General features: G+C 59.5%; 24 protein-coding genes. 11 read left to right on the top strand and 13 right to left on the bottom strand.

Features of this window, described 5'->3' with window-relative positions; genetic code table 11:
* Nucleotides 1–18 precede the first annotated feature (18 nt).
* Together FHT84_RS00680 and FHT84_RS00675 are read right to left on the bottom strand one after the other, a co-directional pair.
* Nucleotides 19–831: a TIM barrel protein gene (locus FHT84_RS00680; protein ID WP_169643288.1), complete on the bottom strand. Its 813-nt coding sequence runs from the start codon at nucleotides 829–831 to the stop codon at nucleotides 19–21.
* Nucleotides 832–990: 159 nt separating this feature from the next.
* A complete protein-coding gene (locus FHT84_RS00675) occupies nucleotides 991–2,019 on the bottom strand; it encodes a LacI family DNA-binding transcriptional regulator (RefSeq protein WP_183761178.1) in 1,029 nt (342 codons plus the stop codon).
* Between the two features lie 150 nt (nucleotides 2,020–2,169).
* Here FHT84_RS00675 and FHT84_RS00670 point away from each other — a divergent pair, with 150 nt between their 5' ends.
* The 5 genes from FHT84_RS00670 to FHT84_RS00650 all read left to right on the top strand — a co-directional run bounded on the left by FHT84_RS00670 (nucleotide 2,170) and on the right by FHT84_RS00650 (nucleotide 6,479).
* Nucleotides 2,170–3,255 (top strand): fatty acid desaturase family protein, encoded by a 1,086-nt coding sequence (locus FHT84_RS00670; protein WP_183761180.1) that lies wholly within the window; start codon nucleotides 2,170–2,172, stop codon nucleotides 3,253–3,255.
* A gap of 27 nt (nucleotides 3,256–3,282) precedes the next feature.
* Nucleotides 3,283–3,594 (top strand): MocE family 2Fe-2S type ferredoxin, encoded by a 312-nt coding sequence (locus tag FHT84_RS00665; protein WP_075855758.1) that lies wholly within the window; start codon nucleotides 3,283–3,285, stop codon nucleotides 3,592–3,594.
* Between the two features lie 10 nt (nucleotides 3,595–3,604).
* Nucleotides 3,605–4,831 (top strand): FAD-dependent oxidoreductase, encoded by a 1,227-nt coding sequence (locus tag FHT84_RS00660; protein ID WP_183761182.1) that lies wholly within the window; start codon nucleotides 3,605–3,607, stop codon nucleotides 4,829–4,831.
* Nucleotides 4,832–4,902: 71 nt separating this feature from the next.
* Nucleotides 4,903–5,463 (top strand): NADPH-dependent FMN reductase, encoded by a 561-nt coding sequence (locus FHT84_RS00655; protein ID WP_112344584.1) that lies wholly within the window; start codon nucleotides 4,903–4,905, stop codon nucleotides 5,461–5,463.
* A gap of 128 nt (nucleotides 5,464–5,591) precedes the next feature.
* Nucleotides 5,592–6,479, top strand: coding sequence for a DMT family transporter (locus FHT84_RS00650; protein ID WP_169643296.1), 888 nt, complete (start codon nucleotides 5,592–5,594; stop codon nucleotides 6,477–6,479).
* A 5-nt stretch (nucleotides 6,480–6,484) separates the two neighbouring features.
* On the opposite strand, the gene FHT84_RS00645 is transcribed toward FHT84_RS00650, so the two are convergent.
* From FHT84_RS00645 to FHT84_RS00610, 8 genes are all read right to left on the bottom strand, one after another.
* Nucleotides 6,485–8,827 carry a polysaccharide biosynthesis tyrosine autokinase gene (locus FHT84_RS00645; protein ID WP_183761184.1) on the bottom strand — a complete coding sequence of 781 codons (2,343 nt, stop codon included), beginning with the start codon at nucleotides 8,825–8,827 and terminating at the stop codon, nucleotides 6,485–6,487.
* An 83-nt stretch (nucleotides 8,828–8,910) separates the two neighbouring features.
* Nucleotides 8,911–9,816: a UTP--glucose-1-phosphate uridylyltransferase GalU gene (gene galU, locus FHT84_RS00640; RefSeq protein ID WP_112344581.1), complete on the bottom strand. Its 906-nt coding sequence runs from the start codon at nucleotides 9,814–9,816 to the stop codon at nucleotides 8,911–8,913.
* 4 nt (nucleotides 9,817–9,820) lie between these two features.
* A complete protein-coding gene (locus FHT84_RS00635; RefSeq protein WP_183761185.1) occupies nucleotides 9,821–10,846 on the bottom strand; it encodes a glycosyltransferase family 2 protein in 1,026 nt (341 codons plus the stop codon).
* Nucleotides 10,843–11,781: a glycosyltransferase family 2 protein gene (locus tag FHT84_RS00630; protein WP_183761187.1), complete on the bottom strand. Its 939-nt coding sequence runs from the start codon at nucleotides 11,779–11,781 to the stop codon at nucleotides 10,843–10,845. Before FHT84_RS00630 ends, FHT84_RS00635 begins: the two co-directional genes overlap by 4 nt.
* Entirely contained in the window at nucleotides 11,778–12,752 is a 975-nt protein-coding gene (locus FHT84_RS00625) for a glycosyltransferase family 2 protein (protein ID WP_281411432.1), read from the bottom strand. The genes FHT84_RS00630 and FHT84_RS00625 overlap by 4 nt, the downstream gene beginning before the upstream one ends.
* A gap of 20 nt (nucleotides 12,753–12,772) precedes the next feature.
* Nucleotides 12,773–13,981, bottom strand: a complete 1,209-nt coding sequence (locus FHT84_RS00620; protein ID WP_169643306.1) for a glycosyl transferase family 1 — start codon at nucleotides 13,979–13,981, stop codon at nucleotides 12,773–12,775.
* A 106-nt stretch (nucleotides 13,982–14,087) separates the two neighbouring features.
* Nucleotides 14,088–14,891: a glycoside hydrolase family 16 protein gene (locus FHT84_RS00615; protein WP_112344576.1), complete on the bottom strand. Its 804-nt coding sequence runs from the start codon at nucleotides 14,889–14,891 to the stop codon at nucleotides 14,088–14,090.
* A 4-nt stretch (nucleotides 14,892–14,895) separates the two neighbouring features.
* A complete protein-coding gene (locus FHT84_RS00610) occupies nucleotides 14,896–15,981 on the bottom strand; it encodes an acyltransferase (RefSeq protein WP_210278782.1) in 1,086 nt (361 codons plus the stop codon).
* A gap of 710 nt (nucleotides 15,982–16,691) precedes the next feature.
* Between FHT84_RS00610 and FHT84_RS00605 the strand changes: the two genes are divergently transcribed.
* On the top strand, nucleotides 16,692–17,651 hold the full coding sequence (locus FHT84_RS00605) for a glycosyltransferase family 2 protein (protein WP_183761191.1): 960 nt from the start codon (nucleotides 16,692–16,694) through the stop codon (nucleotides 17,649–17,651).
* 87 nt (nucleotides 17,652–17,738) lie between these two features.
* Entirely contained in the window at nucleotides 17,739–18,683 is a 945-nt protein-coding gene (locus FHT84_RS00600; protein WP_169643310.1) for a polysaccharide pyruvyl transferase family protein, read from the top strand.
* Nucleotides 18,684–18,800: 117 nt separating this feature from the next.
* Here the strand turns inward: FHT84_RS00600 and FHT84_RS00595 are convergent, their stop codons facing one another.
* Both FHT84_RS00595 and FHT84_RS00590 read right to left on the bottom strand, forming a co-directional pair.
* Entirely contained in the window at nucleotides 18,801–19,811 is a 1,011-nt protein-coding gene (locus FHT84_RS00595) for a glycosyltransferase family 2 protein (RefSeq protein ID WP_183761194.1), read from the bottom strand.
* A 114-nt stretch (nucleotides 19,812–19,925) separates the two neighbouring features.
* Nucleotides 19,926–20,216: an exopolysaccharide production repressor protein gene (locus tag FHT84_RS00590; protein WP_169643311.1), complete on the bottom strand. Its 291-nt coding sequence runs from the start codon at nucleotides 20,214–20,216 to the stop codon at nucleotides 19,926–19,928.
* Between the two features lie 741 nt (nucleotides 20,217–20,957).
* On the opposite strand from FHT84_RS00590, the gene FHT84_RS00585 reads away from it, so the two are divergent.
* The 4 genes from FHT84_RS00585 to FHT84_RS00570 all read left to right on the top strand — a co-directional run bounded on the left by FHT84_RS00585 (nucleotide 20,958) and on the right by FHT84_RS00570 (nucleotide 25,303).
* Entirely contained in the window at nucleotides 20,958–21,638 is a 681-nt protein-coding gene (locus FHT84_RS00585; protein ID WP_112344571.1) for a sugar transferase, read from the top strand.
* 84 nt (nucleotides 21,639–21,722) lie between these two features.
* Nucleotides 21,723–22,997: a polysaccharide biosynthesis/export family protein gene (locus FHT84_RS00580; protein ID WP_112344570.1), complete on the top strand. Its 1,275-nt coding sequence runs from the start codon at nucleotides 21,723–21,725 to the stop codon at nucleotides 22,995–22,997.
* A gap of 9 nt (nucleotides 22,998–23,006) precedes the next feature.
* Nucleotides 23,007–24,302, top strand: coding sequence for an O-antigen ligase (locus FHT84_RS00575; RefSeq protein ID WP_145644304.1), 1,296 nt, complete (start codon nucleotides 23,007–23,009; stop codon nucleotides 24,300–24,302).
* On the top strand, nucleotides 24,299–25,303 hold the full coding sequence (locus FHT84_RS00570) for an acyltransferase (RefSeq protein ID WP_183761197.1): 1,005 nt from the start codon (nucleotides 24,299–24,301) through the stop codon (nucleotides 25,301–25,303). The genes FHT84_RS00575 and FHT84_RS00570 overlap by 4 nt, the downstream gene beginning before the upstream one ends.
* Before the next feature lie 33 nt (nucleotides 25,304–25,336).
* Here the strand turns inward: FHT84_RS00570 and FHT84_RS00565 are convergent, their stop codons facing one another.
* A complete protein-coding gene (locus FHT84_RS00565) occupies nucleotides 25,337–26,308 on the bottom strand; it encodes an ABC transporter permease (RefSeq protein ID WP_112344567.1) in 972 nt (323 codons plus the stop codon).
* Nucleotides 26,309–26,322 lie beyond the last annotated feature (14 nt).

Raw genomic sequence — 26,322 nt, 5'->3', positions numbered from 1 at the left:
CGCGGACCACCGCATCGATCAGAGCCGGCCCGCAATATAGGCCATGCTTTCCTTGAGAGCGGCAATCGGCTCATTCAGAGCATGGACTGTCGGAGCGAAAGGCTCAAAGGATGCCGGGCCGGCATAGCCGGCAGCGATCAACGCGCGCAGCTGACCGACATTGTCGAGGCGATCCCTGGCATCGACGAGAACGCGATGCGGGTCGCGCATATCGGCGACCGAAACATCGGGATCGCTGACGCCGGAAATATGGATGAGCCCCGTCAACTCCGGGAAAATCGCGGCCTCGCCGGCAAGATGATGATGGAAGGTATCGTGAACCAGGCAGAAGGTAGATTTCGCGCCCAGTTCCTCGATCGCGGCGGCCGCCTCGCTCTTCAGGCGCAACGAACAGATCTCGAAGCCGAGCGGTTCGACAAGACCGATGATGCCGGCTGCTTCCAGCATCGGCTTCAGGGCCGACAGCGACTTGCGGAGATTGGCACGCCGCACCTCGGGCTCGCGGCCGCTGCCATCATTGACCGGAACAAGGACGAGCGCCCTGGCGCCGCAATCGCGCGCATAATCGATCAGCTCCGCCGCCTCGCGGGCGCGCTCGTCGTTCCATTCATTGAAGCGCTGCAACGCGTTGATGGAGATGATAGCCACGCCTTCGCGCGCCGCGAGTTCCTTGACAGCCATTGCCGGCGTACCGTCCAAGATCGCGTTTCCGGCGAGATCGTTGCGGATCTCCACCTTATCGATGCCGAGCTCTTTTGCGACGGCAAAGAACGCTTCCAGTGTCAGGGACGGCGCGCACATATGATTGAGCGCGAAGCGAATGGAACTCATGATAAGCACTCCTCCTCAAGACGTCCGGCCGCAAGAAACATTCCTCATCGCCGCGCCTGTTTCTCGAAGGACTAGCGACATTCATGTCTTTCTTCCATCGGGCCTAGCCATCATTCTTGATAGAATTCTCGGCGAAATGATGAAACTCCATCATAAATGCTAGATGTTTTCCGAGACGAAGATTTCAAAGGGCAGAAAGCTCTGTCCAGGCACGGCCGCCTCATCGCTCTCGAGGGACCTGATCATCAGGCTCATCAGCTCCTTGCAGAGTGCCGGCAATGGCGTGCCGATCGCCATGGCGACGACGTCGTCGGCAAGCGCTGCCCTCGATTCCGGCGTCAACTCGTTGACGACGGCGATCAGTTTGCCCGATAGCTGCTCCTCGCGAATGGCGGAAATGGCGCCCTCCATGCCGCCACCGCAGACATAAAAGCCGATGAGATCAGGGTGCTTCTGCAGGAGATCGAGCGTCGCCTCATGGGTGATCTCCGGCGTGTCGAGATTGATCAGCGTATCCAGCACCTCGAATTCGGGGGCATTTTCGCGGAAATAGGAGCGAAAGCCGATTTCGCGCAGCTCATGGCCGAGGAAGCGGTGGCTGCCGACGAAGCAGGCGACCTTCCCCGGACGCCGTGCAGAGCGCGCGATGATCCAGGCGGCCGTGCGCCCGACCTTGCGGTTGTCGACACCGATATAGCCCTGGCGCGCCGTCGTGGAGAAATCCGACAGCAGGGAAAAAACCGGAATACCTTTTTCCTTCAGCCCCTCGATAGCCGCCGTGACGGCCGGATAATCCGGCGCAACGAGGGCAACGGCCTGGCTGCGGCCAGCCATCGCCTTCAACTTCTCGACGATCGCCGTCGGTGTCGACGCAGTGACGAAGTCGACCTGCGCGTTAATGCGCGCGGTCGTGACGGCCTGCGCGGATGTGGCGATTTCTTTGGCAAAAGATTGGTAGAAAGCCTGAACCGGCTTCTGCAGGACGAAGCCCAATCGATATTGCGGCAGATCCTCGAAGACCCGCTGACGCAGGAGTCCCACGGCATGATAGCCGATTTCCTGCGCTGCGTCATAGACCCGCCTTGCCGTTTCCTCACGCACGCGATGACGTCCGTTCAGCACGCGATCGATCGTTGCAACGCTGACGCCGGATGCCTTGGCAAGATCCGCTATGGTGGGGCGACGCATGGCTACTCCTGAAATATGTCATCATTCATGACGTCAGAGTTTGATATATTTTGATAGATTCCATCATTCATGCATTGAGGCAAGCAAAAAGTCGATCTATCGTTTTCGGCATCGAGGGCGGTGCGCTGTTGCACATCGCGGGAGGCAGGAATGACGACAATAATCAAGCGTGACTACGATCTGCTCGGCGAAAGCGGCAGGCTGGCAGTGGAAACGGGGCTCGCGGCCGCCGAATGGTATCATACGGATGTGTCACGCAAGGACATGAAGGCGCTGATGCAGCGCTCGGACGCGCCCGCGATCCGCGATACCATCATCTGGCTCGGCAGCATGGTGATATTCGCTGCACTGGCCGTCTACTTCTGGGGATCATGGATCTCTATCCCCTTCTTCCTGGCCTATGGTGTGCTCTACGGCTCTGCCTCGGACAGCCGGTGGCATGAATGCGGCCATGGCACGGCATTCAAGGCGCGCTGGATGAATGACGCGGTCTATCAGATCGCCTGCTTCATGATCATGCGCAATCCGGTGACCTGGCGCTGGAGCCATGCGCGCCATCACACCGATACCGTCATCGTCGGCCGCGATCCGGAAATCGCCGTCATGCGGCCGCCGGATCTTCTTCGCCTGGTCCTGAATTTCTTCGGCATCCTCGATGTCTGGCACGCCATCGTCGACATGCTGCGCAATGCTGGCGGTGTCGTCAGCCCTGCGGAAAAGACCTTCATTCCCGAGATGGAGCAGCCGAAGGCGATCCGCATCGCCCGCATCTGGCTTGCCATCTATGTCGCGACCATCGCAGCCGCGATTGCCATGGGCTCGATCCTGCCGCTGATGCTGATCGGGCTGCCACGGCTTTACGGCGCCTGGCATCATGTTCTGACCGGCCTACTGCAGCATGGCGGCCTTGCCGACAATGTCATCGACCACAGGCTGAACAGCCGCACGGTCATGATGAACCCGGTGAGCCGCTTCATCTACTGGAACATGAACTATCATGTCGAACATCACATGTTCCCGATGGTGCCCTATCACGCGCTGCCGAAGCTGCATGCGATGATCAAACATGATCTGCCGGCAGCCAATCCGTCCATATGGTCCGGCTATCGCGAGATGATCCCGGCATTCCTGCGACAATTGCGCAATGAGGATTATTTCCTGAAGCGCGAGCTGCCGCCGACGGCGCGGCCCTATCGCGAGGAATTCCAGGGCGAGCTACCGGCTGCCGCTCAATAAAACCGGACGTGCAAAGGGAGGAAAAACATGAGCAACTGGATCGAAGTCTGCGCCGCCGATGCGATCGACGAAGAGGATGTCATTCGCTTCGATCATGACGGGCGAACCTTCGCCGTCTATCGCAGCCCCGAAGACGATTATTTCGCCACCGACGGCCTGTGCACGCATGAGAAGATCCATCTCGCCGACGGCCTGGTCATGGACAACATCATCGAATGTCCCAAGCACAATGGCCGCTTCGACTATCGCACCGGCGAAGCCAAGGGCGCACCGGTCTGCGTCAATCTGCAGACCTATCCGGTCAAGGTCGAAAACGGCACCGTCTTCATCGGGCTCTGAGGAGGTTATCGTGGCGCATTTCGTCATCGTCGGGGCCGGAGAATGCGGTGCGCGCGCCGCCTTCGCGCTTCGTGAAAAGGGATTTGGCGGGGATATCACCCTTATCAGCACCGAACCGCTTGCCCCATACGAACGCCCGCCCCTTTCGAAAGGCGGATGGGGCGCAACCCCCGAACCAAAATTTATCGCCGCGTTGGAGCGTTACGGCGACCAATCGATCGACCTGAGGCTCGACACCACGGTGACGGCGATCGATCCCGCCATAAAGACGATCAGGCTCGCGGGTGGAGAAACGCTAGGCTACGACAAGCTGCTGCTTGCGACAGGAGCCTCGGCGCGCGGCTTTCCCGGTATCGACGGCACGTCGGAGCGCATAAGCGTGCTGCGCACTCATGCGGATGCCATGGCCTTGCATGCCGCTCTTTACCCCGGGCAGCATATTGCCATCATCGGCGGCGGTTTCATCGGCCTTGAGCTGGCTGCAACGGCGCGCATGCGCGGTGCCGACGTCACCGTCATCGAGGGCCTACCGCGCGTCTTGAAGCGCGGCGTGCCCGATGCCATCGCCGAGGCGATTACCGGACGGCATTGCCAGGAAGGCGTAGATATTCGCTGCGGCCAGGTCATCGAAGCCGTGCAGGAGGACGCCGACAAGGCGATCGTTCATCTGGCTAGCGGCGAAGCGATCTTCGCCGATCTGCTGCTCGTCGGCATCGGCGCGCTGCCGAATGTGGCACTGGCTGCAGAAGCCGGCCTTGCGATCGACAACGGCATCGCCGTCAACGAGCGGCTGGAGACCTCCATTGCGGACATTTACGCGGCGGGGGACTGCTGTTCGTTTCCACTGGCACTTTACGGTGGAAGGCGTGTGCGCCTCGAATCCTGGCGCAATGCGCAGGAACAGGCGAACCTCGCCGCCGCCAACATGCTGGGAGAAGGCGCGGAAATATCGGCCGTCCCCTGGTCCTGGTCCGACCAGTATGACCTGACCTTGCAGATCGCCGGCCTTGCGGATGAGGCGGTCGCTCATGTGCGGCGCGATCTTGATGACGGGGCGTTCATCCTCTTCCATTTGGACGCGGACGGAAGACTGCTCGCCGCCAGCGGCATCGGCCGCGGCAATGCGATAGCGCGCGATATCAGGCTTGCCGAAATGCTGATCGCGGCGCGTGCGCATCCGGATCGCAATGCCCTGGCGGCAAGCTCCGTCAGGCTGAAGTCATTGCTTGCAGCATAAGATCGCCGTCAGACCTTGACGCAGGACGCCGAAGCATAAATGTCTCCCCATCATGGCAAATGGAGGAAGCAATGAAGATACTCGGCATATCAGGCAGCCTGCGTAAAGGCTCCTTCAACACGGCTCTGCTCCATGCTGCCGTCGACCTGGCACCAAGCGGTGTCGAACTGATCGCCCGCACCATCCATGGCGTGCCGCTCTATGACGCCGATCTCGAGGCTGCGGACGGCATTCCGGAAAAAGTCCAGGAGCTCAAGGATCTTGCCATCTCGGTCGACGGGCTGATCCTGTTTACCCCGGAATACAACAACTCGCTTCCAGGCGTGTTCAAGAACGCCATCGACTGGATGAGCCGCCCCTCCTCCGATATCGCCCAGGTTTTCGGCGGCAAGCCGATCGCGGTCCTCGGAGCCTCGCCCGGTAATTTCGGCACCATTCTCAGCCAGAATGCCTGGCTGACGGTCCTGCGCACGCTCGGCGCCGATGCCTGGTTCGGCGGCCGGCTGATGGTGTCGCGGGCCAGCGGCGTCTTTAATGAACAAGGCGAACTCACCGATGAGAAGGTCAAACACAATCTGGCAACCTTCATCGAAGGTTTCAGCGCCTTCGTCGCGGAACGCAAGAAGGGCTGATGCTGCTAGCCGGCGGGGCCGGAAGGCAAATAATGATCCTATGATTGAAACGACGAATAGCCTAAAGTGACCGTGGCGCCGGGTCCCGGCGCCTCCGGGGCCTCGCACATCTTCTTCCTTCGAAAATCATGAAATCCAACAAAGCCGGTTACGCCTTCACGCTGTTGGCCATCAGCATCTTCGCCATACAGGACGGCATATCCAAGCATCTCGTCAGCGCCTATCCGCCGCTCCTGGTGGCGATGATCCGCTATTGGGCCTTCATGCTTTTTGCCATCGCCATGGCCTCGCGCGCTCCGGGCGGCCTGCGACGCAACATCAGGACCAAGCGGCCAGTCCTGCAGATTGCCCGCGGCCTGCTGCTCGCCGCACAGATCGTCGTCGCCATCTCGTCCTTCGTCATCGTCGGCCTTGCCCATACGCAGGCGATCTTTTCATCCGGCCCGCTGATGGTGGCGTTGCTGTCCATACCGATCCTCGGCGAGAAAGTCGGCTGGCGGCGATGGCTGGCGATCTGCTGCGGCTTCGTCGGCGTGCTGCTGATCCTGAAACCGGAAAGCGGCGTCTTCGACGCACGGTTCCTGGTGCCGCTATTCGGTGCGCTGCTGTTTTCGCTCTATGTCGTCCTCACGCGCTATGTCAGCCGCGAAGACGGGGCCATGACCAGCTTTTTCTATACGGGTGTCGTCGGTGCTGTCGCGATGAGCTGCATAGGGCCATTCTTCTGGACGACGCTCGCACCGCATGACTGGATCTTCATGGGTATTCTCTGCCTGACGGGCGTATCGAGCCATTATTTCCTTATTCGCGCCTACGACCTGCTCGACGCCGTGGTGATCCAGCCGCTGACCTATCTGCAGCTTGTTTTCTCCGCCATTATCGGCGTTGCCATATTCGGCGAAAGACTGAGCGCGCCCATGATCCTGGGCGCGCTCATCGTCGTGGCGGCGGGCATATTCACGATCTGGCGTGAACATGCCCTGGCAAGGACTCGGCTCAAGGCCGGCAAGGCATAAGCAGACTACGCGTCCACCTGGGCGCGCGGCTGTACCTCGGTGTAGTAGCTCACATATTTCTGCCGATAGCGCTCCGTTCCGCCGAAATCGCTGTAGCGCGGCAGTTCCGACATGTCGGTCTTGTTGAGGATGACGCCAAGAACGCGCGAATTGATCTGCGGCTCCTGCTCCAGCACATTGCGCACCAGATTGGTCGGGGTCGCGCCCCATTCGGTCACCAACAGGAAGGCATCGACCTGCGGGGCAAAGGCCTTCGCATCGATGACGGGACCGAGCGGAGCAAGATCGACGACGATATAGTCGAACATCTTGCGCGCATTCTCCATCAGCTGCTGCATGCCCTGAGAAGACAGAAGCTCGCTGGTATGCAGCAGCTGATCGCGCACCACAACCGGCAGAATGGCAAGCTTGGTGCGCGGATCGACCTTGACCGCATTGGTCCACGGCACTTCACCAAGCACGGCTTCGATCAGGCCGGCCTGTGGCCGAGACTTCAGCGTGCGGCTCAGGCCCGGATTGCGCAAGTCGGCGTCAATCAGCAGCGTGCGCTTGCCGCTGCTGGCAAGCAGGGCGGCGAAATTGGCGGCCGTCGTCGACTTGCCCTCACCCGGCAGCGCCGAGATGACGCCGATCACGCGGTCGGCGCGACCCTGCAGCATGACATCGCTGGCGAGCTTTGCGTTCCTGAGCGTCTCCGCGAAGATCGAGCGCGGCGCTTCGACCGAGATGCGCATCATCCGCTCGAAGGTAACGCCCTGTTCCGCCTCCTCGGCGGTCGCGGGCTCCTGACCGATATTCCCCTTGCGCCGCTTCTTCTTGCCGCTCGCCTGTTGGCCGAGCAGCGGCAGATAGCCAAGGAACTTCAATCCAAGCGCGGAGCGCACGTCGGCTTCGACGCGGAAGAAACGGTCGCGGAACTCCTGGAAAGCGGCCACGCCGCAGCCGACCATCAGGCCGAGGATCACGGAAAGAGCCATGACAAGCGTCTTCTTCGGGCTCGACGGCGCCGTTGGCACGCCGGCAACCGAGATGACGCGCGCCTTGGCGATCGGGAAGGATCGCTGCTGGCTCGCCTGCTCGAAACGGCCAAGGTAGGATTCATAAAGACCCTTCAGCGCCGTCGCCTTCTGGTTCAGCTCATTCAGATGAACCAGCGACTTGTTGGCTTCGGAATTCTTGCCGACGACCTTGTCGATGCTTTCGCGCAGCGATTCCGCCCGCGACTGCGCGACATCAAGCTCGTTCTTGTAGCTGGCGGTGAGCTGCTGAAGGACCTGGTAGATCTGCCGGGTAATGTCCAGCCGCTCGGCCTTGAGCGCCACGGCCTGCGGATGGTCGGCACCGAAATTCTGCGTGACGTCCTGTTCGCGCTTCTGAACAGCGAGGTAACGCGTCTTCAGATCCTGCAGCACCGAATTGTCGGTCGAACTCGACGAGATGGTGGCATTCTTGACGGCGTTATCGGGACCTTGGTCGATGATCGACTTATATTGATTATAACGCGCGGCTGCGCTGGCCGTATCGGCCTGAGCGATGATCAGCTGCTTGTTTAAATCGGAAATCTGCTGTTCCGACATCAGTTCCCCGCCGGTCGAGGTCAGCCCATTGTCGGCCTTGTATTTCTCGACTTCGAGCGAAGCTTCCTGCGCGCGCTGGCGCAGGTCGTTCAGACGTTCCTGCAGCCAGACGGAAGCACGCTCGGTCGCATCGAAATTGGCGTTCAGCTGATCGGTCAGATAGGCGTTTGCATAGGCGCTCGTGACCGTGGCGGCGAGCCGTTTGTCGGTCGAGCTGAAGGAGACGGCAACGACCGAGCTTCGCGTAACGCGCTCGACCTTGAGGCTCTGCTGCAGGACGGCCGCAACTTTCTGGCGCTGGGCCTCGCGTTGCTCTTCAGGCGTCATCGGGGGGCGGGACGGCGTGAAGACGCTGACGATCAGGCCGACACCGGATTTGAGCAGTGCTGCCGGCGACATCGGCGGATTGAGCAGCGTGTTGTTATCGGCAAGACCGGCCGTATCGACGACACGCAGCGCCATCTCGTTCGATTTCAGGATTTCGACCGCGCTGGCGATTTCCATATCCGCCTGTTGGCTGCTTGCCGCCGGCGGCTGATCCTCCGCATATTTCGTCATGCTTTCGTCGAGCAATATCTGCGTCATCGAGGTGTAGCTCGCGGTAGCAGTGAGCAGATAGGCGACGGCCAGAATGACGAAAGCGGCCACGGCGAAAATAATGGTGCGGATGCGACGGCCAATGACCGCCATCAACCGATCGAGATCGATGAAGCCATCCTGCGATTCCGCTTGCGGAAGAGCGCTGTGGAAATTGAAGTTCTTCTGATGCATGGCGACCACCTTGTCGGAGAAGCCTGAATGAAAATAAGCCAGGTCCGCGGCCTTCCCGGCCGCAGACCAAGATGTGAACAGGCTTAAGCGGCGGTCATCTGCGCTTCGTGCGAGACGACCAGGTTGCGGATCGAGTCATAGACCAGTCCGCCGATATCGGCGCGAGCCAGCGCAAAGGCGACATTGGCTTCGATGAAGCCCTGCTTGGACCCGCAGTCGAAAGTGCGTCCGTTATAGACCTGGGCATGGAAGGACTGCGTCTCGGAAAGGCGCAGCATGCCGTCGGTCAACTGGATCTCGTTGCCGGCACCGCGCTCCTGACGGGCCAGAATGTCGAATATCTCCGGCTGAAGAATATAACGGCCATTGAGGTAAAAGTTTGAAGGCGCTTCGGACGGGTGCGGCTTTTCGACCATTTTGGTCACGGCAAAGCCGTGCCGAACCGCATTGCCCTTGCCGATGATGCCGTATTTCGACGTCTCTTCCGGAGCACATTCCTCGACGGCGACGATGTTGCCGCCAACTTCGTTATAGAGATCCATCAGGCCTGCCATGCAGCCGCGCATGCCGTAGCACAGCATGTCGGGCAACAGCAGCGCGAAGGGTTCGTTACCGATCAGGTCGCGGGCACACCAGACGGCGTGACCGAGACCGAGCGGAGCCTGCTGGCGGGTGAAGCTGACGGCACCCGCGCGCGGCAGAAGGCGCTCCAACTCGGTAACCTGATGGCTCTTGCCAGCCCGCTGCAGTGAGGAAATCAGCTCCGGCGTATCGTCGAAATGATCTTCGATCGCCGACTTGTTGCGGCTGGTGACGAAGACGATGTGCTCGATGCCGGCTTCGATGGCTTCATCGACGGCATATTGCACGACCGGACGATCGACGATCGTCAGCATTTCCTTCGGCATTGCCTTGGTGGCGGGCAGGAAGCGTGTTCCGTTGCCGGCAACCGGAATGACTGCTTTTCTCACACGATGCTTGGGGTCCATGGCTCTATCCTTTGTTAGAGTGAGGGCCTGCGCCCATATTGGGCAGGGGCGAGGTAAGTTGAGAGGTGGGCGTTACCTGGCGGCCGCTCCGCAGAGAGGCTGCCAGCCGACGAAAACGGGCAAAGATCGGCATGCTGAGATGGCGCACCGCGCGCGGATTGAGGCAGGCGATCTTCAGCATGGTCTGCAGCTCGCGTTCCTTGATGCTGTCGACCAGCTTCAGGAATGCGATGACTTCCTTGAGATTGCGCGTGCGCCGCCGCTGCGCGGCAAGAGCCGCCGCACCGAAGGGATGTTCGGCGAAGAACCTGGAATCGGCGGCAAGCATGGCCTCCACATGTTCCTTCTTAAGAACACGGGAGATCGAGCCATCGCGAATATAATAGAGGTAGCCCACCATCGGCTCGACGACACAGGTGCCGCCCCGGGCAAGGGCGGAAGCAAGGAAAATATAATCCTCGCCGATCTGCAGGGTTTCATCGAAGCGCAGGCGATGCTTCTCGATGAAGGCACGATCGAAGACCGGCTTCATATAGCCGAAGTTGTGCTCCGACTGGAAAATCATGTTCGAGGCGATGAACTTGGCCAGCGTCAGTGTCGGCATGCGCACCAGCATCGCCTCTGGGAACATGGGAAGCGTCGTTCCGACGTCCTCGCGAATGACGTCGAGATTGTCGACGGCGATCTGTGCCTCCGCCTTTTCCGCCCGGGCGATCAGGCGCGCCATACGGTCCGGCCGCAAGGCGTCATCGGAATCGAGCACGGCCACCCAGCGGCCACGGGCCGCATCCAGGCCGGCATTGCGAGCAGCGCCCGGCCCGCCATTGCGGGCCATGGCAACGAGACGAACACGTGGATCGGGATGGTTGCCGGCGATCTCCCGCGTTCTGTCCGTCGAGCAATCGTCGACGACGATCACTTCCATGCTGACGGCACCTTGCGCCAGCGCGCTGTCGATGGCGCGCTCCAGCGTTTCCTCGGCATTGTAGGCAGCAATGACGAAGCTGACATCGGGGATGAAATCCGTCATTGCGGCGCCTTCTCCAGACTTCCATATTGTTCGATTTCGCGAACTCCGAAGAGGCCGCTGACGACGCCGGCATGCATGATGCCGCGCAGGCCATAGCGATGGCGCTTGATGGGAGAGGCCGCGAGCAATGCGGCAGCGGCAAAGCAATAGGCGGATTTCGTGCCGGCAAGCGCAATCGCGCGCCAGCGCCCGAAGCCATTCGTGGCTTCCAGCAGCATGCGTCCATGCGTCTGGCCCATGCGATAGCGGCGCTTCGACAGCCAGGAAACCGTGGCGCGCTTGTCGGGGACGGGTTCGTAGACCAACGCATCCTCGGCATAGGCGATCCGGCCGCCCGCCTTGTGCATGTGCATGAAAAACTCGGTGTCTTCACCACCGCTGCGGCCGAGCGCGATATTGAAACGCCGGCCGGCAAGCGAAGGCGCGCCGCGGCGCAGCAACACATTGCAGGTGTAACCGGTGACAATCTCTCCCGCGACCCAGACGGGCAAGGTCGAATGGAAATCGCCGCGCCGCATCCAGGCGGGCGCGACATTCGCATAGACCGCCTGAACGGGGCCGAGAACTGCATCGGCACCAGTCGTGTCGGCCATGATGAGCAATTCCGCCAGCCAATCTTCCGACGCCGTCTCGTCGTCATCGATGAAAGCGATGAAATCGCCGCTTGTATGATCCAGGCAGGCATTTCGGGCGATCGAGATGTTCGATGCCGGGCAATGGACATAGACGATTTCAAAGGGCACGGCCGAACGCATGGCGTCGACACGGCCCCGCGCGCTCGGCGTGACATCATTGTCGGCGACGATGATACGGACAATCGCGCCGGTGGGAATGGCAAGCACGGCAAGCGACAGCAACGTCTGGTCAAGCTCTGCCCGGCGGTAGGTGCAAACAGCGATATCGATCCTGATCGGGCGTCGATGGACTTGTGTCATGACGCGATCCTGCGATTGCGGAAGCTGAAGACTTCCATCCAGAAACCCATCGACCATGCGAAATGCATGACCATGGCCGAGATGGCGGCCAGCGGGCCGTAAGGATTCTTCTGACCGAGAGCGATCCAGAAGCCGTAAGCGATGCAGGCCACGGCCCAGAGGCCGATAGGAATGACCGCAATCCAGTTGAGCACGGCCAGGAAGGCGCCGATGAAGATCGGCACGACTGCCAGCGGCAGCATCTGCCTGAGGCTCGGCATGCTGCGATGCTTGAGGATGTTGCGCGCGCGGCCACGGCCGTAGCCGAGATACTGCTTGAAGAGCGTCGGCACGCTGGCGCGCGGATAATAGGTCATGGCCGTCTTGTCCGTGAGCCAGATCCGAAACCTCGCCTTGTGCAGGCGGTAATCCAGTTCGGCATCTTCGTTGTGGCTGAAGGTCTCGTCATAGCCGCCGACCGACCGGAAGGCCGCGACGCGCATCAGCGCATGGTGCCCATGCTCGGCCCAGTGGCCCTTGGCGCCTTCGCGATGTTTCGAGCCGCCGTTGCCGAGCTTGGAGTTCTGTGCCACGGCCGTTGCCTTCTGGAAGGCGCTGAAGCCCATGGTGCGCATGGCGACGACAACGGAATCCGCGCCTGTGGCGCAGGCTTCCTGAACCAGTGTCTGGCAGTAATCGGCCGGATAATCGCCATGAGCGTCGATACGGATGAAATAGTCATAATCGTCGCCGAAGGTTTCCATGGCGAGATTGATGGCAGCACTCTGCAGCCGCTTGGGATTGTCAAGCAGCAGGATACGCGGATCCCCCGCGGCGATCTCCCTGACGATCTCGCGCGTGCGATCCGTGCTGCCGCCATCAGCCACCACGATCCTGGCATCGAGTTCGTCCAAAGCCTGTCCGAGCTTACCGATCAGCGGCTCGATGTGCTTTTCCTCGTTGAGGCAGGGAATAACGATTATGCAACGCATGTCCCCTGAACTTCCGTTCGTCATTGCAATCCACCTCTATTGCGATGCAGTTGTGGGAGGGCCTTTATTTCGGCGATCTGTTCGTTTGCGCGCGTCAGCGACGCCAGCCGCTGCACCAGACCATGACAATCGGCGCGATCGATCATCCATTGCTTGCGATCCTGCGACGCCACGGCGTCGAAGGCGGCAACGTAACGCTGCCCGTCCATCCCGCCCAAGAGCGCCGCCAGCTGCGCGGCGTCGGCCGCATCGAGCGTAAGCCCGATCTGTCGGCTTGCCAGAAAGCGTGCCGTCTCGGTGCCCTCCATGGCGATGGGAACGGCACCGTAGAGGCCGCCCTCGTAAAGGCGGTTCGGCAGCAGCCAGCTCGAATTCAGGCCCTCTTCGAAGAAGTCGATCGCCCAGGAAAACTGGACATCGTTGTAGATCGCCTGAAGGTCCTCGGGATTCTTATAGGCGCCGGCAAAGTGCATGAACGGCGCTTTGCGCACGAAGCCATCGAAATCGTCGAATTCCGAGTAAGCGGGCCTACCCCGCAGCACGATCTCGAAACGTCCCTCCATCCGGCGGGAAAATTCATCGAGCAAGGTCAACGACTTCCGGCAGCGAAGCGCGCCGAACCAGCCGATCTTCCATGGCTTGCCTGCAGCCGGAGGGCGGATGACCGGCGCAACGGCATTTGCCGCAGGTTCAAGGGCGAGCACCTTGTTTTCGAGCAGCATGACCGGCAGACGCAGGCCGGAGCGCGGCCGGAAGTAGCGCTCGACAAAGGCGGGGGAACTGGTGATGAGCAATGCCGCCTGCGAACCGAAATGGCGCTCGGCGCTGCGAAGCGCACCGCCCACCACATCGTTGCGCAGCAGCAGCCGATGGATATCGAGACATTCATAGACGATCGGCATATCGCCGCCGAACACGGATTTGGCGCGATTGGCGAGCGTCAGCATCTCCAGATTGCGGCCGATAATGACATCCGGTCTTGCAACGGAACGCAATGCGCTACGCAGCTTCGCCGCCGATCTGGCCACCGCGGCGACACGTTGCGCAAACTGGGCATCCTGCGTCTTGCCGAGCTCGATCGGTTCGATGCCATGGATGGCGGCAAGCGCATTGTCGTCGCGCCGGAAGCCCGCCAGCGTCACGAGCGCCCCGCCGGCCTGCAGCATCAGCACCCGCCTGCGCACAGCCGGATCGGCAAGATCGTGAACGAAATAAAGAATATGCAGCATCAAAGTTTCCGCTTTTGCGCCCGGCCGGGACCGAACGCCTGGTGTGGTTGGTGTTGCATCCTGGCATCACGACCGACCGCGCAAGGCACCGCGCGACCGGTCAGGTTCAATCGATCTTGCAGGTGATCGATTCCGGGAAGAGGCATTTCTCGCCCGCTGCGGTGAAGGCAACGCGCTTGATCTGCATGACTGCCGGCTGGCCGGAATAGGCAAATTTGCCCATCCAGTCGCTCAGCGTGTCCGTGCCCCACAGGCTGAAGAAAATCTTCTGGGCATTGGTAGGTATCTTCGAAGGGTCGGTGACTTCCTGAACCAGCTTGCCGTTCACATAGTAACGCAGGCGGTCCTTTTCCCAGACGAAGGCATAATCGTTGAAACCCTGATCGGCACCGCCGGCAACCGGCACCAGCTTCTCGTTGCCGCCCTTGGCCGAGACATACTGGTTGACCTGGACCTGACCGGGGTTCTTGCCGAGCACTTCGAAATCGATCTCATCATGCGGCTTCTTGTCGGTCGGGCCGATATAGGTGAAGAAGGCGGAGTTGAGGCCAGATCCGGCAGCCGTACGATAGCGTGCCTCGTAGGTGCCGTAGCCATAGCGCTTGGTGGTCTGAATCTCGCCGCAGGCGTAGTTTCGCTGACCGGTCTTGGACTGGAGGAACTGCAGCTGCAGCATTCCGTCGGTGACGGTCACCTGCTTGCGCGACCAGGTGCAATTCTGAAACGGCCCATTGTTCCAGCCGTCCGAGATGTACCAGCGGCTGGTGTCCAGTCGCTCGAAATTGTCGACGAAGGATCCCGCCGTCGGCTTATCATCCTGCGCGGATGCCACCTGAGGCACGAAGCAGGCACCCATAAGGGCGATCGAGACAAGACCAAATCTTTGCACGTAGCTCTTCGATGTCGTCATGGCATCACCTTTGCTCGGAGCGCGCCCGCCGATCTTCGGCGGCGCGGATCTGGACAGCTCGGGCTTCGGCCAGTGGGCGCGTCCGGCTGCCGGTCAGCAGGTTATGGAGGCTTGGCAGGGCGGAACGCGCCATGCCATTCGTCAGAGGCAGCAGCAGCACGGCAAGCGCCGCCGCCAAAAGATAGAAGATCGGATAGAGGTCGCTGCCGCCGCGCTTCCAGAGAACCCAGACACAGAAAAGCAGCGGATAATGGGCACAGAAGATCCAGAAGCTGAGGCTGCCCGTTTCAGCCAGCCTCTGCCCCATGCGGCTGCGGATGAAGATCGACGATAGCGCCCAGAACCCTGGAATGCCGACGATCACCATCAGATTGCGGCAAACCTCGAGCCACAAGGGCAAACCGGGTCCTTCCACATAGGCGGCGGTTGCCAGAAGTGCTGCAAGCGCAATGAAGCCGGGACCGATCAGCGCGACATAGCGATCCATCGCCGTCACATCGACACGGTAGAGGCTGAGATAAATTCCGAAGCTGAAGCTGAAGAGGATCGAGTTCCGCAGCACGATTCCGATCGATACCGGCCAGGCCGCGATGAGAAGCAGGAAAGCCAATGTCAGCAACGGCGCACGGCTGATGAGAAAAGCAAGAATTGGCGACAGCAGGATGCAGACGAAAAGATCGCGTAGAAAGTAAAGCGGCAGATTGATCGGCGCGCCGTCAATCGCGAACAGAAGGGTCGATAGTGTATGCGGAGTAGATTCCGACAAATCAGGCAGATATCCATCACCAATTCCGTAGTACTGGAGGATCAGGACGGATACAAAGAACGCACTGTTCCACAGCATAAAAGGCAGGATGACTGTCTTTGTCTTTCGGCGGATAATCTTCCCATAGTCCAGCGATGTCGTGCCTTGGCGAAACAGCAGGTAACCCGAAATCGCGCTCAGGCAGGGCACGCCGACACGGAACAGGCTGTCACGAAGGAACACCCGCAGCCAGTCGAAAAGGCCATATGCGCCGTTGAACGGGCTGGTACGCGTATCGAACGGTATATGGACAAAGATGATGCCCGAGATGAGCACGATACGCATGAGGTTTATCCGCGAAGACACGTTGGCAGTCACATTCACGATGTCTGTCACCCTTTCTTCGTGCTGCATCCCCCCTTGCAGCTATTTCGTTCAGAGCAGAGCAGAGCTCGCAGACGTAACCTAGGGCGATCTTTGGAAAGGGAATATGGCGGCGCAGCAAAAATGGGCGAAAAGTGATATCCCGCACCGCGTTCGAGCAACCCCTTCGGATTGCTCGAAAGCTTAAACAATTGCATTGCGTAGGAGAAAAATCGTGCAAAAAAAAGGAGTTAAGGAAAATGGAGCACTTTTGCATGCCGACTTCACGCAAGGTTTTCAACGTAGGTAGATTTTTACCGAAGGGTGAAGATTTTTTGCAGCGCAGCAGACTTTTCAGTGCGAAGCATGACCAAAATACGACACTATTGCAATCAATATGGGAATATCGATCGACACCGCTCTTCCCATGGATGCAATGCCGTCCAATCCTGAGAACCAATGTGTCACAATAGATCACCGGAGAGGCATTCGGCATCGCATCCAGCAGGGATAAAGTTTGAGAAATCTCCGCTTTCGACATTGCTCCCTACCGAATGGACGCTACCTGTTGGCGTCGCGGCGGCATCCATCGCCGGGCAAGCAGCCAAAAATTAGCGATGGATAAAGCCGATGGTTACGTCCCCGGGGATGAGGCCGAAAATTCTTGGATTGAAAACCGTAAAGGCGGGAATATGGCGTCTCTCACGATTATTATTCCGTTCTATCAGAAGCAACCGGGCGTTCTGCAGCGCGCCTTGAGATCGATATCCCGGCAGACTTTTCAGGATTTCGATATTCTCGTCGTCGATGATGCATCACCGCTCCCGGCGGAAAAAGAGCTGCAATCGCTGGGCGCTGAGGAGCGCGCGCGCATTCGCCTCATTCGCCAGACCAATGCCGGACCGGGCGGGGCGCGCAATACCGGTCTCGACAATGTACCGGCGGCCAGCCGTTTTGTTGCATTCCTCGATTCCGACGATGAATGGGCGCCCGAGCACCTGAACAACGCATTCGAGGCGCTGACGCGCCATGACGCCGATTGCTATTGGGATTCCATCGACGGAGGCGAAGAGTTCTACTATCATTTCAGCATCGCCGAACTCGCAAAATCAGCCGATATCGTGCGGCTGTCCGATAAACCGGCCATCATCGAGATCCCCAATGTCGCCAGCGTCATGCTGCAGGACTGGAGCTTCCTGCACATGTCCTGCATGGTGATCGGCAGATCTCTCTTCGAAAAGGTACGCTTCGAACCGACGCTGCGGCTGGCTGCGGAAGATGTCCTTTATTTCTGCGACTGTGCCCTGGCGGCCAGACGTGTGCTGTTATGCGAAAATGCCGGCGCACTGCGTGGCGAAGGCGTGAACATATTTCACAGCATCGACAATGATTCCCCGCAATTCCTGCGTCAGCAGTTCAACACCTGGACGGCGCTCGACACGCTGGAACAGAGATTTTCACGCCGGCCTCAGGATGTCGCCGCCATCCGCCTTTACAAAAACCGCGCCCGGCGCCAGGCACTTTGGAGCCAGGCGCGGCAGCTGCGGCAGCGGCGCCTGCCGCAATTCGGATTGCTGGCAAAATGGGCCTTGCGCGACCCTGCAATTTTACAAAGCGTGATGCAGCTTGCCGTGGGCAAACTCGCGCCCTAGATTTTGCACCGCAGCATATGCTGTGCATGCCGCATCCAAGAGCCATCGGCATGTCCCCGTTATCGTTTGGTCAGCAAGGAGTCCTGCATGAAGCCGTTCCACTGGGAATCCACCCATGGCAATTTCGGTGACGATCTCAATCTCTGGCTCTGGGATTTCCTGCTTCCCGGCCTTCGCGACGTTCATGAAGAAACGCTGCTGGTCGGCGTCGGAACCGTTCTCAACACGGAAATCCTGCCGGCCGACGGACGCAAGCTCGTCATCGGCAGCGGCTTCGGCTACGGTTCCCTTCCCGACATGCGCGATAGCTCGCAATGGGACATCCGCAGCGTCCGCGGCCCCCTGACGGCGGAAAAGATCGGCTTGCCAGCCGAAATGGGCATTGTCGATCCCGCCGTGCTGGTGACGGAAATGCCGGAATTCCAGAACATTTCCAAGAACGGCAGACGCACCTTCATACCGCATTGGGAATCGGCTGCCGCCGGCCTCTGGCCCGAGATCTGCAAAACCGTCGGCCTTTCCTATCTCGATCCCCGCGGCGAGGCGAAGGCGGTGATCCGCGAAATAGCAGCCTCCGAGCTGATCGTTGCGGAATCGATGCACGGCGCCATTCTCGCCGACGCCTTCCGCGTTCCGTGGATCGCGGTCAGCTCGTCGCGTTCCATCAACAGCTTCAAATGGAACGATTGGGCACGCTCACTCGGCGTGACATATGCGCCGAAGCACATCCCCGTTTCCACCCGCGCCGAAGCGATCGCCAAGGGCGCCAAGTTCTGGGGCGTCGGCTTCGAACGCAGCAAGCAAGCTGCCGCCGAACTCGAAAAGCAGCGATACGGGGAAAATGTCATGCTTGCCGATCCCGAGCAGACCACGTTCCGGGTCATGGCGAAGCAGGCGCTTGCCGTGCCCTCGGCCCTGGCTCTCTGGCAGGCCAGCAAGGCAAAGCCGCAGCTGAGCAAAGACGGGGCGCTCGCAGCCTGCAAGGAACGCCTGCTCGCCGCGATCGAAGGTGTGCGGCGCGATTATCTCTGAAGCAATTCCAGGAAAACTGCGCAGCGGTTTTCCGTCCGGAATCGCGAGAAAACAAAGAGAAGGAGCGGTTCGGCGATTCCGTGAAACGCTGGACCGCTTTCAATTTCCAAACAATCCCTATTCCGGAGCGGCCTGCAGCAGATAGCGCAGACCATTCGCTCCGGAATGGGCGATGGATGCGCCGCCGCGCTTGCGGAAACGCTCCGTCTTGTCCGCCAGGATGCCGCCGGCAATCGCCGGAACGGCGAAGGGATGCGACAGTGCATGGGCCGCAGCCGAGAACAGGCCGGACTGCGATTTGATATCGAGGAAATGTCGCAACTCGTAGCGGTCGCGAATATGCCGCTCGTGGCGGCGGATCACGGCTGCATCCGCCGAAGAAAGGCCGCCCTTGGCAAGGATGGCCCGGTCGGCCTCATAGAGCCGCCGCAGATCCTCTGTCCTGTGCCGGCCGCTCAGGGAATCGCTGCGCACGACCGCGCCATAGCCGCAGCTATGGATGATCTTGTAGCGCGCGGCTTTGGCCAGCGCGCGCACATAGAGATCGTAGTCCTCGCCGAGGCGTAGCGTCTCGTCATAGCGCAGGCCGTGCGCATCCAGAAAAGACCGCCGCATCAGGGGCTTGAGGAAACCGATCTCGCCGCGGCGCACACCCCGCTTGGAAATATTGCCCTCGACGAAGGCAACGAGATCGAGAAAGCGCGGCTTCGCATCGAAGTGATCGAGCCTTGCATGGGCGTCCGGAACCGTGTCGGCATTGACGAAGGCGATATTGTCGGCGACGAAATCCCAATCGTCGGCGGCAAGCAACGAGGCGAAACGCCCCGGAAAGAAGAAATCATCGGCATCGAGAATGCCGATTAGCGGGGCCTTGGATATCTCGATCGCGTGATTGCGCGCGGCGGCCGGACCGCGGTTCTTCTCGAACTTTCGGATGGTCAGCCTGCCGCTGTTATCATCGGCGCTGGCGGCGGCGGCGGCGGTTCCGTCCGTCGAACCGTCGTCGATGACGACGACCTCTGCGACTTCCGGCTCCCGAAGAGCCGAGGCAACAGCCAGCCCAATGGTGTCGCTGGCATTTTTTGCGGCGATGATTACGCAGACGCCTTTTTCTGCACTGTCGGTCACGTCAGCCTCCAATGGTTCTGCCGGAGACTTAGGACATGGCTTCGATCCGGCAACCGCCGGGCTGGCAAAAGATGTGCCTGGCCATCCCAACTTAGGGCCGACTCAAGGCCGGAGTTAAGGGTTGAACGGCTCGGAACGCTTGAAATTGGACGTGGAGAGGCCGCCGACCTTCGTATCCTCCGGACCCGGCGTGAGCCCCTTGTCTTCGGCCAGGAAGGCAGGGCGCGACCTGCGCTCTTTCCAGACGAGATAGAGCACGCCCAGAAAATAGCCGGTCTGCAGGAGGACGGCACAGATGATCGTCTCGACGAACGTGGTCCAAAGAGAATTCGTCAAAAAGTATGTTGCGGTAGCAAATACGATCAGCGTGCCCAACATGCTGATAAAAACGCGCGGCGCGTACATAATCTTACCTCGCCCGCTGAGCCATCATGTAAAAAGCAATCAAGGTCTTTCCTCCCTTATCAGACCTGAAAGTCAAATATATTTTATGATTCATTGAGATTCAACCAAGTCACAGTGTTCCGTTGCGAATTGAGACGATCCTAACGCTGCGCCTGTTAAAACTACACCTCGATTATAATTACAATTGAATTTGTTCATCTTTCTCATTGCAATTATATGGATATACGGCACCAATATGCAACTCTGGAGACAGGCGCGACCCGCCAGGCACCTGTAGCTTCCTCGTCAATTCAATCAACTTTTATTACAAAGTCCTGGAAAAGCCGCCCTCAGTATGTGCACCGCAAAATATTGCTGCAGTGCAATATATCCTCTGAAGAAGTGCGCGTAGCGTCAAGATAGCATATAGCTGAGGCTAGAACGACCGAAAGCTTTCGAAACCAATGATAATGAACAACTTACTGTTCACCGCCTATAATATCCTTAGAAACTATCGACTATGAGGCGACAGAGCTATCAACCCCGATATTATACGAGGTTTGATACAGTACAACTCATCCATTCCTGATCACTGATTTAAACCAAGTCACCACTGATGCGGTAAATATATACCGCCATGCCATATCGCTACAAAAGTTTGGCTTAAAAAGTCTAATTCCCAGCCTACACTCCGTTCATCCCGGCTCTAATTACGCGTCCGAGAATTTCCGACCAATCGTCAACATGAATGGAGTTTTCTCTATGAAGTCTGCGACGAGATCGGCCACATCGGCTTTTTTCAGCGCCGCGGAAAGCGACGTCTTTCCGCCAACTGGTGGAGTATTGAAACGCGTCTTCGACGTCTCTGCCGCAATGACTGCCCTGGTTCTCATCAGCCCGCTCTTCCTGATGCTGATGCTGCTGGTGAAACTTACGGATCAGGGTCCCGCCTTTTACGGCCATCGCCGCATCGGCCATAATGGCAAGAGCTTCCGCTGCCTGAAGTTCCGCACCATGGTCGTCAACGGCGACAAGGTTCTTCAGGCCTATCTGCAAGCCAATCCGAAGGCAATGGAAGAATGGCGCGCAACCCGCAAGCTGCAGAACGACCCTCGCGTCACCGTCGTCGGCGCGGTGCTGCGCAAGCTCAGCCTCGACGAACTGCCGCAGCTGATCAACATCATCCGCGGCGAAATGAGCATCGTCGGCCCGCGACCGGTCGTGGAGGACGAGCTCGAGCTCTATGAGACCGCTGCGATCTATTATCTGCAGTCCCGCCCCGGCCTGACGGGCCTTTGGCAGGTCAGCGGCCGCAACGACGTCTCCTATGCCAGCCGTGTCGCCTTCGACACGCATTATGTGAAGAACTGGTCGCTCGGCAGCGACATGAAGATCATCGCCAAAACCATTCCTGCGGTCTGCCTCTCGCGCGGCAGCTATTGATGATGACCGGCAGATACCGCGGGCCACCCCCTGCGGTTTCCCGCGCTCGGCGCGGCTGCCAACCACAAACAGGGAAGATCCTGCATGATTGAATTTCGGCCTTTCAAGAGGCTTGTTCGCGTGAATACATCTCTTCGATGCGCAGCTTTCGTCGCTCTCAGCCTTTGCGCAGCGTCCGTCTCGGCTTCGGCCGACAATCTGCCCGGATATCATCTGGGCGTCATGGACAAGCTGCATGTACGCGTTGCCGAATGGCAGACCGCAGAAGGCGCCGTTCGCGACTGGTCCTCGATTTCCGGCGACTACACAGTCGGCCCTTCGGGCTCGATCTCCGTTCCTTTCATCGGCGACATGCCCGCGCTCGGCAAGACCACGGACCAGATCGCAGAGGCCATCGGCCTCGGGCTGCAGAAGCAGTTCGGCCTGCGTGATCGCCCCTCGGCCTCAGTCGAGCTCTCCCAGTTCCGCCCGATCTATCTCTCAGGCGAGGTGCAGAATCCGGGCGAATATCCTTTCGCGCCCAATCTTACCGTGCTCAAGGCCGTCAGCCTGGGAGGCGGCATGCGTCGCGCCGATGCCGGCCAGCGTTTCGCACGGGATTTCATCAATGCCAAGGGCGACGCCGTCGTCTACATGGCGGAACGCGGCCGTCTTCTGATGCGCAAGGCGCGCCTGCTGGCCGAACTGTCCGGCAAGGATGAAATCGAGGTTCCCCCGGAACTCAAGCAAACGCCGCAAGCAGAAAGTATGCTTGCAAGCGAGCGGGCGCTGATGCAGACCCGCAGCGAGCGCATGAGGAACCAGCTGCAGTCGCTGGAAGATCTGAAAACCCTTCTGCAGAACGAAGTCGAAGCCCTTTCGAAAAAGAACGAGACGCAGAGCCGCCAGCTGGAATTGGCAAAGGCCGACCGCGACAAGGTCGAAAGCCTGGCCGAACGGGGGCTTGAGCTCGCCTCCCGCCGGATCTCCGCGGAACAGCGCGCATCCGATCTGGAGGCCACGCTTCTCGATACGGAAACGGCGTCGCTGAAAGCCAAACAGGACATCAACAAGGCCACCCAGGACGAGAATACGGTGCATAACGACTGGCAGAACTCGCTGGCCAAGGATATGCAGGATACCGATACGCAGCTGGAAACCCTGCAGCTGAAGCTCTCGACCAGCCAGTCGCTGATGCAGGAAGCACTTGCCCAATCCTCGGATGCAAGCAACCTCGATCCCAGCGGCCAGAGTGTGAGCGTCACCTACACGATCATCCGCGACGAAAACGGCCAGTCGAAGGAGATCCAGGCCCAGGAGAATACGCAGGTATTGCCCGGTGATCTCATCAAGGTCAGCACCGGTCTTGCCATCCGATAAGGAAAGTCGATGCGGATAGCCAAATCGATCTTTGTCCGTCCAGGCAGCAACGTCACCTATGGCACGGTGGCGATTGCTCTCTCCTTCTTCGTTTTCGCCTACTCCTCGCGTTTCGGCCAGCCTTCGATCCTGCTCTACTACGCGCTCTGGTTCCCGCTGGTCATGATCGACTATCGCAATGTGCTCGGCAGCTATCAGAAGCAGCTCTGGCTTTTCGCCTTCGGCGTCTTCACCTGCCTGTCGATCTTCTGGTCGGTCGTTCCCTCCGTATCGGCGCGCGCGGCGATCCAATATATGACGCATATCTTCTGCGCCCTGGTCGCGATGCGCACGCTCGATATCCGCACACTGGCACGCGGTGCGATCGCCGGCACCGGCATCGTGCTCATCTATTCGATATTGTTCGGCTATTATGCCTATGATCCGATCGATGGAACCTACAGCTTCGTCGGCGCCTTCGACTCCAAGAACCAGCTCGGCTTCTATGCCTCGATCGGCATCTATTTCGCCTTTACCGCCGTCTTCGTTCTTGGCGAACGGCGAATCTGGATGCTGGGCGCGGGAATTGCCGGCCTGCTATCCGCTTATTGCCTGCTTGCCTCGCAATCGGCGACCTCGGTGCTGACGACCGGGCTGGTGGTGGTCCTATGCGCGAGCCTGCGCGTCATCCTTTACCTGTCGCCCAAGCAGCGCAAAAGGCTGTTTGTGACCGCGGCCGTCTCCGGCGTCGTGCTCGTAGTTGCCGGCGTCTATGGCGGCGCGGTCGACGTTGTGCTCGGCGCCTTCGGCAAGGATTCCACGCTCACCGGGCGTACCTATCTTTGGCAGCAGGGCATCGCCGCCGCGCAGCAGAACCTCTTCTTCGGAGTAGGCTACCAGGCTTACTGGGTTCAGGGCTTCTCCGAGCCCGAGCGACTATGGGATGAGTTTTTCATCGCTTCCCGAGCCGGTTTCCATTTCCATAATACCTATATCGAAACTGCGGTGGAAACCGGGCTCATCGGCGTATTCCTGCTCGCCTCGATCCTGTTGACGGCCTTCATCGGCCATATCAGCCGTTTCCTGAGCGACATAAGAAACGATGAATCCTACATCCTTCTAGGCGTTGCCACCCTTCTGCTGATCCGCTCTTTCGTGGAGATCGATATTCTAAATCCGTACCACGTCGGCTCCTTCCTGTTCTATTTCACGGCAGGAAAACTCTCCATGCGAGCGCGAGCGCGCGTAAACGCATCACTGCCCGCCAGCGATGACCGGATACAATTTGCGACGCCTGTGAACTGGGAGCCGCGGACGGGCCAATGAAGACACTCTACGGCATTCAGTATCTTCGTGCCTTTGCTGCGCTCGCCGTGGTGTTCTTTCACGCTGCCGAGCGCAGTGGCGGCCATTTTCGCATCGGGGCCGCCGGCGTGGACGTCTTCTTCGTTATCAGCGGCTTCATCATGTGGACCATGAGCGAACGCCGTCCCGTCACGCCGCTGCGCTTCGTGTTGGATCGGCTGCAGCGCATCGTGCCGTCCTATTGGATCGTCACGGCCATCATGATCGGTGGAGCAATCGTCGGCCTGTTTCCGAACCTGAAGCTGACGGCAAGCCATATCCTTGGTTCGCTGCTGTTCATTCCGCTCCGCTCGCCAAACGATAGCAACGAGATCTGGCCGGTCCTGGTTCAGGGATGGACCTTGAATTTCGAGATGTTCTTCTACGTCATCTTCGCGGCCTGCCTGTTCCTGCCGCAACGCCTGCGTCTCGGCAGCCTGATCGGCGTCTTTGTCGCCTTCGTCATCGCCGGCGCGATCATCCATCCACAATCGCCGTTGCTTGTTACCTATACGAGGCCGATCATTCTCGAATTCGTGGCGGGTGCGGTTCTGGGCCAGCTCTGGCTGAAGGGAAACATCCCGGGATTTGGCCTCGGCCTTGCGCTTATGGTCGCGGCAATTGGCGGTTTTGCTGCCATTGAAATTCTCGGCCTGGAATTCAACGAGATAACATGCGGCCCGCTCGCCATAGCGCTGGTACTGGGCATGGTCTCGGTCGAGCGCAGCGGCAGGCTGCCGCAGATTGTGCCGCTCACCTACCTCGGCAACGGCTCCTACTCCATCTATCTGTGGCATACGCTGGCAATCTCGGTCGTGGTAAAGTTCGGGACATCGACACAGATCCCTTCCGATGTGGTCGCCTTCCTCGGCGCTATTGCAGGCACCGTGCTCGGAATATTTGCCTATGAGCTGGTCGAAAAGCCGCTGCGCAACCTATTGCGAAACTTCAGCTGGCGAAGGACTCGTCCCTCGCCAGCCTGATAGCGGACCGGCCTCTGGATCGGCGGCACCGGATTAAAGCCGCCGGCGACGCAGCTGATCGAAATAGACAATGACGATGATCAGTACGCCGGTGATGATGCGTTGCCAGAAGGAATTCAGGTTCAAGAGATTGGCACCGTTGTTGATCGTCGCCAGGATGAATGCGCCGATCAGCGGGCCGTAGACCGAGCCGACCGCGCCGAACAGGCTCGTTCCGCCGATCACCGACGAGGCGATCGCCTGCAGCTCCCAGCCATCGGCCTGGGTGGCATTGCCGATCGCGATGCGCGAGGCAAGCAGAATACCGACGAAGGCGGCGCAGGTTCCCGAGAGGATGTAGGCGAGATAGATCATCCAGTTGACGTTGACGCCGGAAAGCCGGGCTGCTTCGCGGTTTGAGCCGACGGCGAAGAGATAACGGCCCCACCGGCTCAGATGCAGGAAAATGACGGCTGGAATTGCCACCAGTATCACCATCCAGAACAGGCTTGGAATCCCCAGGAAATCCGAAACGGCGAAATTGGTGAAATCATCATTGACGATATTGATCGTCGAGCCGTTGGTAATCAGCAGGCCGATGCCTCGTAGCGACGTCAGTGTCGCCAGCGTGATGATGAAGGGCGGCAAGCCCATGCGCACGATGCCGAAGCCGTGGAACGCCCCGATCAGAACCCCGAACAGCAGGGTGATGAGAATGGCGGCCCATACTGGAAATCCAGCCTGAAGCAGCCAGGCGATGATGACCGTGCAAAAGCCGACGATCGCGCCGACGGAGAGGTCGATACCCGCCGTGATGATGACGAAGGTCTGGCCGAGCGCAAGAATGGCGGTCATCGACCCCTGACGCATCAGATTGGTGATGTTGAGCGGCGTCCAGAACTTGTCGGTCCAGAAGCCCAGGAGGATCCAGAGCGCCAGCAGCAGCAGGATCAGCGTCAAGCTGAAGAGGATGTTCATCTTGCGCCGCGGCGCAACCGCTGGGCCTTCTGTCGTATTCGCGGCCATTTTCTTGTTCTCCC

It is taken from the genome of Rhizobium sp. BK289 (genome assembly GCF_014193575.1).
Lineage (GTDB): Bacteria > Pseudomonadota > Alphaproteobacteria > Rhizobiales > Rhizobiaceae > Rhizobium > Rhizobium tropici_C.
The sequence above is the reverse complement of the archived record's forward strand: the minus strand, read 5'-3'. Positions and strand labels throughout refer to the sequence as shown.

Coding starts and splice junctions, on each gene's coding strand:
- FHT84_RS00670 (WP_183761180.1), top strand. CDS start 2,170: ATGACGACAATAATCAAGCGTGACTACGATCTGCTCGGCGAAAGCGGC.
- FHT84_RS00600 (WP_169643310.1), top strand. CDS start 17,739: ATGAAGCCGTTCCACTGGGAATCCACCCATGGCAATTTCGGTGACGAT.
- FHT84_RS00570 (WP_183761197.1), top strand. CDS start 24,299: ATGAAGACACTCTACGGCATTCAGTATCTTCGTGCCTTTGCTGCGCTC.
- FHT84_RS00680 (WP_169643288.1), bottom strand. CDS start 831: ATGAGTTCCATTCGCTTCGCGCTCAATCATATGTGCGCGCCGTCCCTG.
- FHT84_RS00650 (WP_169643296.1), top strand. CDS start 5,592: ATGAAATCCAACAAAGCCGGTTACGCCTTCACGCTGTTGGCCATCAGC.
- FHT84_RS00630 (WP_183761187.1), bottom strand. CDS start 11,781: ATGACACAAGTCCATCGACGCCCGATCAGGATCGATATCGCTGTTTGC.
- FHT84_RS00675 (WP_183761178.1), bottom strand. CDS start 2,019: ATGCGTCGCCCCACCATAGCGGATCTTGCCAAGGCATCCGGCGTCAGC.
- FHT84_RS00655 (WP_112344584.1), top strand. CDS start 4,903: ATGAAGATACTCGGCATATCAGGCAGCCTGCGTAAAGGCTCCTTCAAC.
- FHT84_RS00575 (WP_145644304.1), top strand. CDS start 23,007: ATGCGGATAGCCAAATCGATCTTTGTCCGTCCAGGCAGCAACGTCACC.
- FHT84_RS00605 (WP_183761191.1), top strand. CDS start 16,692: ATGGCGTCTCTCACGATTATTATTCCGTTCTATCAGAAGCAACCGGGC.
- FHT84_RS00615 (WP_112344576.1), bottom strand. CDS start 14,891: ATGACGACATCGAAGAGCTACGTGCAAAGATTTGGTCTTGTCTCGATC.
- FHT84_RS00635 (WP_183761185.1), bottom strand. CDS start 10,846: ATGACGGATTTCATCCCCGATGTCAGCTTCGTCATTGCTGCCTACAAT.
- FHT84_RS00580 (WP_112344570.1), top strand. CDS start 21,723: ATGATTGAATTTCGGCCTTTCAAGAGGCTTGTTCGCGTGAATACATCT.
- FHT84_RS00625 (WP_281411432.1), bottom strand. CDS start 12,752: ATGCGTTGCATAATCGTTATTCCCTGCCTCAACGAGGAAAAGCACATC.
- FHT84_RS00645 (WP_183761184.1), bottom strand. CDS start 8,827: ATGCATCAGAAGAACTTCAATTTCCACAGCGCTCTTCCGCAAGCGGAA.
- FHT84_RS00565 (WP_112344567.1), bottom strand. CDS start 26,308: ATGGCCGCGAATACGACAGAAGGCCCAGCGGTTGCGCCGCGGCGCAAG.
- FHT84_RS00665 (WP_075855758.1), top strand. CDS start 3,283: ATGAGCAACTGGATCGAAGTCTGCGCCGCCGATGCGATCGACGAAGAG.
- galU (WP_112344581.1), bottom strand. CDS start 9,816: ATGGACCCCAAGCATCGTGTGAGAAAAGCAGTCATTCCGGTTGCCGGC.
- FHT84_RS00610 (WP_210278782.1), bottom strand. CDS start 15,981: ATGCGTATCGTGCTCATCTCGGGCATCATCTTTGTCCATATACCGTTC.
- FHT84_RS00585 (WP_112344571.1), top strand. CDS start 20,958: ATGAAGTCTGCGACGAGATCGGCCACATCGGCTTTTTTCAGCGCCGCG.
- FHT84_RS00590 (WP_169643311.1), bottom strand. CDS start 20,216: ATGTACGCGCCGCGCGTTTTTATCAGCATGTTGGGCACGCTGATCGTA.
- FHT84_RS00620 (WP_169643306.1), bottom strand. CDS start 13,981: ATGCTGCATATTCTTTATTTCGTTCACGATCTTGCCGATCCGGCTGTG.